This is a genomic window from Paenibacillus sp. J22FR5 (assembly GCF_059691975.1).
Genome location: NZ_JCAUAN010000023.1, coordinates 48,954 through 61,774, shown reverse-complemented (window position 1 = coordinate 61,774; position 12,821 = coordinate 48,954). Strand labels below are relative to the sequence as shown.

15 protein-coding genes are annotated in these 12,821 nt (G+C 38.8%); 12 read left to right on the top strand and 3 right to left on the bottom strand.

Translation table 11 applies throughout. The features are described 5' to 3' along the window. Positions 1–104: 104 nt before the first annotated feature. Positions 105–446, top strand: coding sequence for a helix-turn-helix domain-containing protein (locus tag AC58P7_RS24075; RefSeq protein ID WP_497347418.1), 342 nt, complete (start codon positions 105–107; stop codon positions 444–446). Between the two features lie 19 nt (positions 447–465). Here the strand turns inward: AC58P7_RS24075 and AC58P7_RS24070 are convergent, their stop codons facing one another. Beyond that, entirely contained in the window at positions 466–639 is a 174-nt protein-coding gene (locus AC58P7_RS24070) for an anti-repressor SinI family protein (RefSeq protein WP_497347527.1), read from the bottom strand. 206 nt (positions 640–845) lie between these two features. Between AC58P7_RS24070 and AC58P7_RS24065 the strand changes: the two genes are divergently transcribed. Then, positions 846–1,718, top strand: a complete 873-nt coding sequence (locus tag AC58P7_RS24065) for a metallophosphoesterase (RefSeq protein WP_497347416.1) — start codon at positions 846–848, stop codon at positions 1,716–1,718. Between the two features lie 35 nt (positions 1,719–1,753). Here the strand turns inward: AC58P7_RS24065 and AC58P7_RS24060 are convergent, their stop codons facing one another. Then, positions 1,754–2,044, bottom strand: coding sequence for a hypothetical protein (locus tag AC58P7_RS24060; RefSeq protein ID WP_497347415.1), 291 nt, complete (start codon positions 2,042–2,044; stop codon positions 1,754–1,756). 242 nt (positions 2,045–2,286) lie between these two features. Here AC58P7_RS24060 and AC58P7_RS24055 point away from each other — a divergent pair, with 242 nt between their 5' ends. Continuing rightward, the gene (locus tag AC58P7_RS24055; protein WP_497347413.1) at positions 2,287–2,793 is read left to right on the top strand and encodes a tyrosine-type recombinase/integrase; all 507 of its coding nucleotides are present in this window, start codon (positions 2,287–2,289) and stop codon (positions 2,791–2,793) included. A gap of 108 nt (positions 2,794–2,901) precedes the next feature. Here AC58P7_RS24055 and AC58P7_RS24050 read toward each other — a convergent pair whose 3' ends face one another. Next, positions 2,902–3,270 (bottom strand): helix-turn-helix domain-containing protein, encoded by a 369-nt coding sequence (locus AC58P7_RS24050; protein WP_497347525.1) that lies wholly within the window; start codon positions 3,268–3,270, stop codon positions 2,902–2,904. Between the two features lie 582 nt (positions 3,271–3,852). Between AC58P7_RS24050 and AC58P7_RS24045 the strand changes: the two genes are divergently transcribed. The 9 genes from AC58P7_RS24045 to AC58P7_RS24005 all read left to right on the top strand — a co-directional run bounded on the left by AC58P7_RS24045 (position 3,853) and on the right by AC58P7_RS24005 (position 12,798). Then, the gene (locus tag AC58P7_RS24045; protein ID WP_497347411.1) at positions 3,853–4,848 is read left to right on the top strand and encodes an LCP family protein; all 996 of its coding nucleotides are present in this window, start codon (positions 3,853–3,855) and stop codon (positions 4,846–4,848) included. Between the two features lie 691 nt (positions 4,849–5,539). Further along, on the top strand, positions 5,540–5,989 hold the full coding sequence (locus AC58P7_RS24040) for a hypothetical protein (RefSeq protein ID WP_497347409.1): 450 nt from the start codon (positions 5,540–5,542) through the stop codon (positions 5,987–5,989). Continuing rightward, positions 5,983–6,744, top strand: coding sequence for a tyrosine-protein phosphatase (locus AC58P7_RS24035; RefSeq protein WP_497347407.1), 762 nt, complete (start codon positions 5,983–5,985; stop codon positions 6,742–6,744). Before AC58P7_RS24040 ends, AC58P7_RS24035 begins: the two co-directional genes overlap by 7 nt. A 79-nt stretch (positions 6,745–6,823) precedes the next feature. Further along, positions 6,824–7,579, top strand: coding sequence for a YveK family protein (locus AC58P7_RS24030; protein WP_497347406.1), 756 nt, complete (start codon positions 6,824–6,826; stop codon positions 7,577–7,579). Beyond that, positions 7,560–8,267, top strand: a complete 708-nt coding sequence (locus AC58P7_RS24025; protein WP_497347404.1) for a CpsD/CapB family tyrosine-protein kinase — start codon at positions 7,560–7,562, stop codon at positions 8,265–8,267. The genes AC58P7_RS24030 and AC58P7_RS24025 overlap by 20 nt, the downstream gene beginning before the upstream one ends. Before the next feature lie 249 nt (positions 8,268–8,516). Next, a complete protein-coding gene (gene galU, locus AC58P7_RS24020) occupies positions 8,517–9,410 on the top strand; it encodes a UTP--glucose-1-phosphate uridylyltransferase GalU (RefSeq protein WP_497347403.1) in 894 nt (297 codons plus the stop codon). 17 nt (positions 9,411–9,427) lie between these two features. Further along, a complete protein-coding gene (locus AC58P7_RS24015; RefSeq protein ID WP_497347401.1) occupies positions 9,428–10,084 on the top strand; it encodes a sugar transferase in 657 nt (218 codons plus the stop codon). A gap of 31 nt (positions 10,085–10,115) precedes the next feature. Next, positions 10,116–11,408: a lipopolysaccharide biosynthesis protein gene (locus tag AC58P7_RS24010; protein WP_497347399.1), complete on the top strand. Its 1,293-nt coding sequence runs from the start codon at positions 10,116–10,118 to the stop codon at positions 11,406–11,408. A gap of 88 nt (positions 11,409–11,496) precedes the next feature. Then, positions 11,497–12,798, top strand: a complete 1,302-nt coding sequence (locus AC58P7_RS24005) for an O-antigen ligase family protein (protein WP_497347397.1) — start codon at positions 11,497–11,499, stop codon at positions 12,796–12,798. The last annotated feature ends 23 nt before the right edge of the window (positions 12,799–12,821 follow it).

Below are 12,821 nucleotides of genomic sequence, written 5' to 3'. Positions count from 1 at the left end.
AGGGGCTAGTTTTGTTCTTTATTAGGAACAACATTTGTTCTTTAGAGGGAATTCTGCTATAATAAAGGGAGCAACTACTACTTTTATACAAGGGAAGATCTAATATGATTGGAAAACGTGTCCAACAATTAAGGAAAGAGAAGGGCTTGTCCCTGACAGAACTAGCTGAACGTGCAGGTGTAGCTAAATCGTATATTAGCAGCCTGGAGAGAGACATTCAGAAAAACCCTTCGATTCAATTTCTAGAGAAAATTGCATCTGTTTTAAAGGTGCCTGTAGATCGACTTATAGATGATCAGGAAGAGCCGGTAGTGAGTGATCGTGAGCTAGATGAAGAATGGTACGATATCATTAGAGAAGCTATGACTTCTGGGGTTGATAAGCAGCAATTTCGAGAGTTTTTGGATTTCAACAAATGGAGAATGAAGCGGCCAAACGATGAATAAGTAGGAAAACCTAGTGATTCTATGAGGACAAGCAAGGGTCATTTTCATTTGCGTTATGTAATTGTTTCTTAGGCTGGAAGGGGCTTCTTAGGAATGTACGGATATCCTCCATGCTCAGGCCCATCTTGCGTGCGCTCATGATTAGGGTGATCCACTCAGCATCAAATTCTTCGATTTCCATCTGGCTTATCATATTCACAAACGACCCCTCCAAAACTTTCCGTGTGAGATACACTTTGTATCGTTACTTGTATTATCGCATGTTTTTTATTCGAAATCAATCCCGATTATATTAAAATTATACAAAGTGTATCAACGCTTGCGCGGATATCCCCCGACAAATATCGCGAAAGTGTGAGTCATTAGGCCTATAACTGGAAGATGGGAGGGGACATAAGCGTGGAGAAGGAATCCTTAAGTCGCAGGTCATTCCTCAAGCAGGGTCTTATTGCCGTTGGGTCGTTAGGTGTAATACTAGGATTGAGTGGTGCCTATGGTATTTTCGGTGAGCGGAATTGGACACAGACGACTACAGTAAAGCTAACGTATCGACGGTATCCGTCATCGTTTGCAGGCACAAGGATTGTGCAGTTCAGTGACACACACATCGGCAAGTATTATAGCTTGAATCATCTATCTAAACTAGTTGAGCTGATACAGCAGCAAGCTCCCGATATCCTGTGTTTTACAGGGGATTTATTTGATTCAAATCAGGGTGAAGTCACGAAGGCTGTCATTCCCATCTTATCGCGATTGCAAGCACCTATGGGGAAGTTTGCAGTGCTTGGCAATCATGATATGCGTTTGGGGGAGGAGCGAATTCGGAGTGTGCTGGAGCAATCTGGCTTCACTGTATTAGTCAATGAAAGGCGTTCGATCCAACAGGGTGATGGTACTATTCAAATTGTCGGTGTCGATGAAATGTTTTATGGTAAACCCAATTTGCTGCGTGCGCTAAAAGGAGTGGGAGAGAAGGAATTCGTGCTTTTACTTGCGCATGAGCCCGATTTCGCGGATACAGCTTGGAAATATCCAGTCGATTTGCAGCTTTCAGGTCACAGCCATGGTGGCCAGATTCGAATTCCACTATATGGAAGTGTATTTACCCCGGATTTGGGGAAAAAGTATTCGATAGGTTTATACAAGTTTGTAGGAAGCGATTTTCATGTCTATACGAATCGTGGGATTGGCACGACCTTGTTACCGATCCGATTTAATTGTCGACCCGAGATTACCACATTCGTCTTAGAGGCCGAGCTGACGCAAACATAAAAAACTCCGCTATAAAGCCGCGGAGTTTAACTATTTTAATAGCAAAACCATTTCTTCCAAATATCCAGCGAACTTATTGTCCCATCGTCATCCCAATTAATGCCGTCAAAGTCTTGATGGTTCCAGCTGGTCACAAAATCATTGAATTCATCATTTACTTTCTTCTGATCATTAAAGAAATAAGTGAAAAATTGATGAATGCTTTGAGACTTACTTTGTAGCACATTTTCTGAATGAGAGGTGCTCGCCGATGCAGTAGAATAGGCAGGAAAAATGATTGCGCTGGAGAGTAGAATGATCAAGTGTAATTTAAAGAATTTAAACATGCACATGGCCTCCCTTCACGAGTAATACCAGCTCTAATTGTTCTTTATTAAGAATTATACAGCAAATAATAGGATTTGAGAACGGTAAAAGCATAGATCATTTTCCGAATTTATGATACAATATGTAACATATTATATATAAGGAGTGTGATATAGTAAACAAACGCCTTTTATCAGCTGTGTATAGATACATAATGTAACATATCCTATGAAACTATTTAAGGTCATGTGAGGTGCTACTCATGCAAGTTGTTCAACCTATTAGGGAACAAGAGAAAATTGAGCAGATACAGGAAGTGTTGAAGGAACAGTCGGTTCGAGACTGGCTTCTATTCACAATTGGAATTAATTCCGGGCTCCACCTTAGCGATCTTCTCTTTTTAAAAGTAAAAGATGTGATGGACCGAAATACCGTGAGTGTACGCGAGGAGAAAACGGGTAAAGTAAAGACATTTCAGCTTTCTTCGCAGCTAAAAGCTTATATTAAGGAATATGTTCAGTACATGGATGAGGATAACTACTTATTCCCTTCCCAACGAACAGGTAACCCCATCAAAAGAATACGTGTATACCGGATTCTCAATCAAGCTGCAAAGCAGGTAGGATTAACAGATATAGGTACACACACCCTCCGAAAGACCTATGGCTATCATTACTACCTCAAAACGAGAAATGTCTCTGTGCTTAGAGATCTGTTTAATCAGTCTGCACCATCTGTGACTTTAAAGTATATTGGTGTCAACAATTAATGGGAGGCTGAGCGCCATAAGTAGGTACTCATCGTGATGCAAAATAACGTAAAATTCCGGCCATTTTACTAGAAAATGATCGTAATGGTGTAAAATTTTGCTTACAAACTACTCCAAGGAACGCTCAGCCCTTACAAACGCAATGAATCGTCGAGCTTCCTCAGATGAAAGAGGCTTACCATCTACGGTTAATGCAAATTTTTGTAAGATACTTTCGTCAGTTAAATCGAGGTTTTCAACGAAGTCACGAACATCGTTATCTAGGACCGTTTCTTGAAGGTTGGTACGCCCTAGTAAATAATCAATTGAAACATGAAAGAAAGTAGCTATTTTATTAATAGTTTCGTAATCGGGTTCACGGCGATTTGTTTCATAGTGAGAAAGAGACGCCCTAGAAATGCCAACTTTAATGGATAGTTCTTCTTGTGTTAGTCCTCTTTTTTCACGTAAGAGCGCAATACGATCTCCATACTTCAGCTTGATCAGTCCTCACTGTTCGTTTTTCCTTATCATTATATCCACTAACATTAACGAATTATACCAGAAGACTATTATATCAAAGTAGAGAATCATTTGACTAGATACAAAATGTATGAGAAAGACGTGCGACCCCTTGATAAGTTACGATTTGTATCATATAATGAAATATATATACATAATGTAACACGATGCGACAACTCGTCATATATTAAGGGGGGAAAATAATTGATTAATTTGGAAAAGGTATATTGTGTCGAATGTAATTCTACAATGGACAAATGTCATGCAAAAAAGATATTTAAAACGGGATATTATCATACAACAATTCCTCTAGCACATTGTTTGAAATGTGAAACCGTGCATAGCATCTATATTCATAGTTATGAAGGAATTGCTGCAGAAAGTTGGATTTAAATAAGTAAGGCGGGATCAGCTTGGTAGCCATGGATAGTAGCTGTAACAACACATAAACCACACTTTCTTTGATCTAAAGGAATGTGGTTTATTCGTACTTGTGTTTACCTACTTGCGATGATACAATACGTATCTAATAAAAAGATAAGTTAAGGGAGTGACTACATGCGTCGTTGGGTAGTATACACTGCAGGCTTTCTCTTTGTTGGATTTCTAGGTATTGGAGGGAGGATTTATTGGAAGTATGAGCCGAGTCATCACTTCCAGCAAATAGAACTACCTGTTTTGAGTCAGCCGGGAACTTCTACGGATACAACAACAACGGTCGTCGAGCACAAGACCGAGAGTGAACCAACGGTTCAGGCTTCACCGCAAGTACCGAAGACGATAAAAGCATTTAATGTTCTAGTTCTGGGGATTGATGCCAGAGGAGATGAAAATTCGAGGTCCGATGTCATCATGGTTTTGCATATTATTCCTGAGCTTCGCAAGGTGAACATGATCTCCATCCCCAGAGACAGTCGTGTGCAAGTTGAGGGAATTGGCTACACAAAAATCAATCACGCACATATGGTTGGTGAGATGAAGGGCGGCAACGAAGAGGGAACCCAGGAAGCACTTCAAACCGTTAGTAATTTCTTAGATGTACCCATCAATTATTACATAAAAACAAACTTTAAAGGCTTTGAGGATTTCATCGATACCATTGGGGGAGTGAATGTAGAGGTCATTAATGATATTTACTTACTTCATTCTCGGACGACGTTGGCCAAAGGAATGCAACATATCGATGGTAAATTAGCGTTAAGCTTAGCAAGGGAACGATATGCTTTTCCTGATGGTGATTTCGGCAGGCAAAATGAGCAATCACAGATTTTAAAAAACGTTGCTCAAGAAATATTGAGACCGGAGCATATTGGAGAAATTGCAAGCTTGTTAACCAAAGTTAAAAAGGATATTGTTGATACCAATTTCCAAGATAGCGATATCATTAGCTTAGCCTGGTTATTTAAAGGGATGACATCAGAAGATTTTACGACCAAACAAATTCCAGGGCACAGCGGTTACGAGATGGATCCCATGGAACAATTGCGTTTATATTATTGGATTCCCGATATGGATAAGGTGAAGGAAATCAGCAGCACTTTGTTAAAGGATTGATACGGGGATGACCGATAAAAGGAACAGATTATGCCCGTAGTGATACATAGTGTATCTATCAAGGAGGCTTTTATTTTTCAAAAAAAGTCATAGTTCTCGAGATGAGGTTTCTATCAGACGATGGGTACGCTTACAAGTTTTCATATTGAAATTGTTGCGTGATTCTTATCATAACACGGGAGTTACAGGCATAACTTTGAAAACAAATGATGTTATTTTCATGAGAGCCATACACTTATTTTTGATCTATCGAAAGTAAACTATTTGTAAAATGTTCTTGACAAGATACAAGATGTATCATAAATTGAAAACAGATTTACTGTTTTGTCAGGAAACATAACATGATCAGGGATGGTGTTCTTTTATGGTAAAAGATAAACCAGTATTACTTGACATCAGAGATGTTTTAAGACATTTGGGATTGGATATGAAGCAATTTATTTTGTGGAATGAAATCCAATCTAAACAGAAGCCCCTTTCTAATCAAGCGAATGCTCCCCACTAACACAAGCGAGAAATCTAATTAACTCTCAGGAAATTAATTTCTACGCAGCCGCGGTTCTTGTACGTTTCTCCAGAAGTCACATATCAGGAAGTTCCCAAATATCAACAACCACACATGCTAGGAAGGAAGTAAACATTGTAGTCAGGCTTGCAATGATACACAACGTAACATTCAGGAGGGGAAGAGATGACTACAGGCTTTGCTGAAAGCTGCGAGGCGACTATTGTATTGAAATATCCCTGTTACGGTTTGATGAATATTAGACAGATCGATCAACACCTCTTGGAATCCAAGTATACACCGTTTAAGGCAGTCGGTATTGGTTCCCGGCAAATGGATTTCATTTCTTATTTAAGGCTACCCACTAATGAAAATGTAATTTGGTGTTTTCAATTCGGTTTTCATCACGAAAAACTCTCACTGAAGGGTGTCATTCGTGATCGGAGCATAATGGAGAGTGGGTATGTCTATACCGTAGAGTGGTTGGAAGAAGAAAAATACGTTGGAGCTATTGTGCAGCAGGCTATAATTTCCTGGGAAAATAAATATTTCTTTGAATTTCAGAAGTCAGTACGTGGCTATGAACATGCGATGATGAATCCAACCATTACGCCATATATGGATGTGTCATGCTGATTGATACGCATTCTCATATTCTACCTGGGTTAGATGATGGAGCCGCAAGCCTGGAAGAAGCCATTGAAATGGCTAGGCATGCAACGATGGAGGGGATACATACAATTATAGCTACACCTCACCATGGCGATGGTAGACATGATAATCATGCGGCAGTGGTGGATCTTGCTGTACAAGAACTTAATTTTGAACTACAGAAACAGCAAATCCCTGTTCAAATTCTTCCTGGTCAAGAGGTGCGAGTGTACAAGGAACTTCTAGATGATCTGGAAGCTGGCCATATTCGGACACTTAATCATTCTAAATATCTGCTGCTGGAGTTGCCATTATACGGTATACCTAATTATTTCGATGATTTGTTGTATGAAATTCACGTACTAGGTTTAACGGTTATCCTTGCTCATCCGGAAAGAAATCTAGATTTTATTAAGAATCCTAATCGTCTCCATGACTACATGGCGCAAGGATGCAGATGTCAGGTTACCTCGCAATCCATTACAGGGCTATTTGGACGGAGAATCCAAAAGTTCGCCATTCATCTTTGCAAGATGAATATGTCTCATCTCATCGCTTCTGATGCTCATAATATGACCAATCGGAGAAGTAATTTATCAGCAGCGCTCTCGTATTTGGAAAAGCATATTAGCAATAAAGCCGTGGAGAATTATTTACTAAACGCTGCCCGCGTCGTTCGAGATGAAACGATTCTGATGGAGTCCAATTCGCACTCCAAGAGGTTATGGCCATTCATGTAGAAATGTTTAAATTTTTTTAAGCATATATCTAACATGGATTGATAATTTATCTAACATAAACTAACTACAGGAGGTTACTATGGAAATTGAATTAAAACAATATCTCATCATTCTGCAAAAAAGGTTATGGCTCATCACGAGTATCGTACTGCTAGCAAGTGTTGCAGCGGGTCTTGTGAGCTACTATTTGATTTCACCGCTTTACGAAGCGAGCTCTAAGATCATTGTAAATAAATCAACTGATACGCAAGGCCGAGATAATATCGACTATGATTCCTTACGAACCAATGCTTTGTTGATTAAGACCTATAAAGAGATTATACAAACGCCAGCTATTCTAGATAAAGTTGTGGAAAAATATCCTGAACTTGGACTGACAAGTAAGGACTTACTAGACATGATTAGTGTTAACTCAACCATTGATACACAAGTCATGACCCTGTCCATTAAGAGTAAATCGCTAGAGAACGCGGCTAAAACGGTAAATGCTGTGTCCGAAGTATTCAAAAATACAATTCCTTCGATTATGAAAGTAGATAATGTCATCATTTTAAATGAGGCGAAGCCGGAAGATAATAGCAAGCCCGTCTCACCTAACATGATCATCAATGTAGCCATCGCTTTCGTTGTTTCATTAATGATTTCTATTGGCTCTGTGTTCCTTCTAGATTACCTAGACGATTCCATCAAGTCAGAAAAAGACATTGAATTCTACCTAGGTTTACCTACACTTGCTACTATTTCAAATGTGAAACCAGAAGAGTTAAATGGCAAAGTAGCATCTAAATCGCAAAGAATGGTAGGGGATACGGTATATGCGAACGTTAACCAATAAGACCAATCATACTAACAAACATCAACTGATTACAGAACTACGCCCTAAATCTCAAGTCTCAGAATCATATCGCACATTAAGAACGAACATTCAATATTCATCGATTGATCGAATGATAAAAACGATTCTTATTACATCTGCTCAACCTGCTGAAGGTAAATCAACAACAGCCACTAATCTGTCGGTGGCTTATGCACAAGAGGGGAAGAAAGTGCTGCTTATTGATGCTGATTTAAGAAAGCCAACTATCCATCATTATTTCGGGAAGTCTAATCGATATGGCCTAACAAGCACATTAGTGAATCAGACGGATATAGAGGAGGTTATGTTTAAAACCACCGTAGATAATTTGTTCATTATCACCTCAGGACCTATCCCTCCGAATCCTTCGGAGCTGCTCATGTCTCAGAAAATGACAGCACTCTTAGCCGATATGGCAGCAAGATTCGATGTCATTATCATGGATTCGCCACCAATTTTAGCTGTTACAGATGCACAAATTTTAGCGACCAAATGTGACGGAGTTGTCATGGTGATTAGTGAAGGAAAAGTGAAGCGAGATGTGGCCAAGAAAGCCATCGTTAACTTGGGGAGGGTCCAAGCGAAAATCCTTGGCGTCGTGCTAAACAATAAGCGTCATCACAAAAGTGACTCTACGTACAACTATTATTATGGTCAACAGGATTAAACAGACTTAGTTCAATACGTTGTGGGTAATGTCTACTATACCTTTATCATTGTAGGCACTCGTACATGCCGTGGGCTTAAGGCCTTAGACGTATAGCGTCAGTGGTGTGTAGTGAGGGGGGGTTAAATGCCCTGGTTTTCATTAAAAAATCGAGGCGTGTTGTGTTACTTAGTAAGACAACATGCCTGGCTTTTTTAAGCCATTTTTATGTAGAAGCTGAATAGATAAAGAGAAATTAGGAGGAGTAATATGGAGAGAATTGTAAGGAAAGCCATCATTCCGGCAGCTGGTTTAGGAACCCGATTTTTACCTGCAACAAAAGCAATGCCTAAAGAAATGCTACCTATCGTGGATAAGCCGACCATTCAATACATCGTTGAAGAAGCCATTGATTCAGGCATCGAAGACATCATCATTGTAACTGGACGGAGTAAAAAGCCGATTGAAGATCATTTTGATAAGAATTATGAATTGGAACAAAACTTGGAAAGTAAAAACAAAAGTGAACTACTGCAAATTGTTCATGATTTAACCAATCTAGTTGATATCCATTATGTTAGGCAAAAAGAAGCATTAGGATTAGGTCATGCGATCTGGTGTGCACGTAAATTTATTGGAAATGAGCCATTTGCCGTGTTACTTGGAGACATGATTATTGATAGTAAAGTTCCATGCTTAAGGCAAATGATGGACGTTTATGAAGGGACGGATGGTTCCAATATCATCGCCGTTGCGCCGGTGCCGTGGGAAGAAGTAAATAAATACGGTGTAATTGAAGGGAAACACGTAACGGATCGCCTTTCATTTGTTCATAATTTAATTGAAAAGCCTCAAAAGAACCCTCCATCTAATCTAGCTATTATGGGACGCTACATCTTAAATCCTGAAATTATGGATCTTTTAGAACATACAAGTCCTGGTGTCGGCGGCGAGATTCAGCTAACGGATGCCTTACAGCAGCTTGCCCAGCAGCAAGCGATGTACAGTTATATCTATGAAGGTAAGTTATACGATGTAGGTAGTAAGATTGGGTTCTTAAAGGCAACCGTTGAATTTGCGTTGAAAAATCAGGAATTAAGTGAGGAATTTGAACGATATTTATATGAATATGCCGCAAGTCAACCCGCAATTAGAATTGTATAAGGAGGAAGTGACTAGATATGGAAATGGCGACAATTGAAAGTAGGGCCAATTCTGCTAATTCTGTAGCTGCAGCAACATGCTCTCAGCTATCTAAACCAAGTGGGATTTATATTCAAGTAGTAAAGCCGCTGCTTGATCTAATAGTGGGCTTAAGTCTTCTGTTGTTCACGTCTCCACTTCTTATCATCGTTGCTTTACTGATTAAGTTTGATTCGAAAGGACCTGTTATTTTTAAGCAGCAAAGATATGGTAAAAACGGCCGATTATTTCACATTTATAAATTTCGCACCATGTATGTGGATGTGCCGAAGGAAGGAAGATCCCCTATCTCTGGTGAGGATCCAAGGATTACACCTGTAGGACGGCTACTAAGAAAGAGCAGCATTGATGAGTTGCCTCAGCTGTTTAATATTTTGAGGGGTGAAATGAGCTTTATTGGTCCGCGACCTGAGCAGAAATCGATTGTCGAGGCAGAATATACGGATTGGGAGTGGCAGCGTTTCTATGTAACACCTGGCATCACCGGCCTGTGGCAAATAAGCCCTGAGCGGATATTTCCTATTCATGAAAATTTGCATCATGATTTTAAATATGCCGAAGAAATTTCATGGCAAATGGATCTTAAGATCATCTGGGGAACATTAATGGTTATTGTTAGAAGTAACACTGTTTAATTCGAGTAGCTAAGGAGAATTTGGATATTAGATGAAAAATAAATGGATAAACCAATTTCTTCATTTGAAGAATAACAGTTTGACTAAAAATACATTCTGGATGTTTTTGGGGAATGGCTTGAAGACTTTTATTCAAGCCCTTTACTTTATATTTATTGCACGTTCACTTGGTGTGGAAGGTTTTGGTGCTTTCGTTGGTGTAGTAGCAATTACATCGATTTTTTCTCCATTTGCTAGTTTTGGTACAGGAAATATATTAGTGAAAAATGTATCAAGGGATAGTTCCTCATTTAAGGAATCCTGGGGCAATGCACTTATCATAACGGTACTATCGGGCAGCATGCTAGTCGTCGTATTGTTAGTCGTTGCCCATCTATTTTTGCCTGCAAATATTCAATTTAATCTCATTGTAGCAATAGCAGTTTCGGATATGATTTTTGCAAGACTGCTAGACATAAGTGGTCAAGCTTTTCAAGCTTTTGATAGGCTGGGATGGACAGCGCAGCTTCAGGTTTGTCAAAGCTTAATGCGAATGTTAGCAGCTTGCTGGTTGTTCTTTTCAGTTTCTAAGCCGACTCCTGAACAATGGGGTGGCTTATATTTATTGTGTACAGCTCTCACTACAATTATTGGCGTTATTATGGTAAATAAAAAACTTGGTTATCCAAGTTGGAGGGTTAAGTTTACAAAAAAAGATGTCGTAGAAGGCTTTTACTTCTCGATCAGTCTATCTTCACAGGGAGTTTATAATGAAATTGACAAGAGTATTCTTGCGAAAATTTCCACTTTAGAAGCGACTGGTATCTATGCCGCAGCAAATCGCATTATCGATGTAGTTTTTACACCCATACGATCTTTATTGGCAGCTTCATATGGGAAATTCTTCAGACATGGCAGTAAAGGAATCCAAGGAAGTCTTCAATTCGCGAAGAAGTTACTTCCAGTTGGATGTATGTATGGGATAGTATCTGGTATTTTGTTATATGCTCTTGCACCCGTAATTCCTTATCTACTTGGATCTGATTATGACAATGCGATAGAAGCTATCAGATGGATGGCCATCATTCCTTTTATTAGAGGCCTTCAGTATTTTGCAGCTGACTTACTGACAGGAGCAGGCTTTCAAGGATATAGAAGCATCATGCAAATTGGGGTAGCCATCATTAGCGTCGTATTAAATATGAATTTAATCCCCATTTATTCGTGGGAAGGGGCAATATGGTCCGGATTAATAGCAAACACAGTTTTAGGTATTGGATTATGGGTTGTAGTGTGGCAGTGCAATACAAAAACCAAACTGATTACGAAGTATGCAAGTCAGTAGTTTGGAGGCGTGAATGATACATAGACATGACAACCATGATCAAAGCAATATCCTAAAGAAAGGATTAATCTGCCTTGTATTTCTTATTATGATTTCTCCCATGATTAATAACCTTACAAGTCCAAGAGTGTTTAATTTAGATCAATTAATGGTTGTCACAATGGAAAAGGATCGGGCTGCTCTTCTTTTAAGATCTGCTATAACTGCGATCATATTGTTTATTAGTTTTCTTTTCATTTGGCCAGGTATGCAACAAAAATTTTATAAACCTGAGCTACAACTTTGGTTTTCCTCAATTATCTTTTCATGTGGTCCAATTTTGTCATCGTTTCTTGGATTAAAAGCCTCTCTTTCTCCTCAATGGTTTGTGTTACCTTTATGTTTTACCGCACTCTTGTTAATGACTGGAAAGGATTTAACCTGGTTTATAAAGCTGGTAAGAATGATTGCGTTGGTTTATTTATACGGAAGTTTAATTTTTGCTATAGCTGATCCTGGGTTTGCGATTGAGGAAAACTATAAACTAGGCTATTTTTACTCATTTCGATTGCATGGGATAGCTAATTTAGCGAATCATTTGGCACCAATGGCTATCGTTTTATGGGTAACTAATCGAATGGTTGAGAAAAAGAATGTTTACTTAAATTTACTGCATTGGTTGGTTAGTCTATCTGTACTCCTATTAACCCAGTCCAAAACGACTTGGGTTACTTTCGTGATTATATTTATTTTTGTTTTTTTTGTTTCTCGAACGACAGTTGTTCGTCATATTTACTTGTTAATCGTAGGAATATTATTGTTATGTATCTACATCTTTATGATAAATTCAGCAGCTACTAGTTATTTAGATTTACAAAGTCAAGATGTCCAATTATTAACAAGTTTAACGGGAAGGAATTTTGTTTGGAGCTACACCATTGATATTTGGAAGCATAACCCGATATTTGGATACGGATTGGATCTTTGGAAAGATGGAGATACAAGACTCCCATTCTTAGCCATGTATAATTGGGCTCCCGGTCAAGCACATAATCAATTCTTTCAAACACTCGGGGAATCGGGAATTGTTGGTGTAATAGGTCTTATCTATTACGTATTCATTTTAATTAAATTTGGATGGCGATATTCACAGGAGAGTAAGTTTATTACTATTATGATGGTCTTGCTACTATTAATTAGAGGTATCACGGAATCTACTCTGGAAAGCAACATCTTTAAAGAAAATTTCTTGTATCATTTTATTACTTATACCTTACTTATTATTTATGTCAAAAAAGAGAAGGAAAAGGCGTTGAGTAACACAGCAACATCTAATATGCGTTTAGATAGCGTATTAAGTAATCGGAAAGAAATGATGCCAGTGCTGCTGCATGCTAACCACAAACCATAATTGAAAAAGGAGTAGGAGCTCAC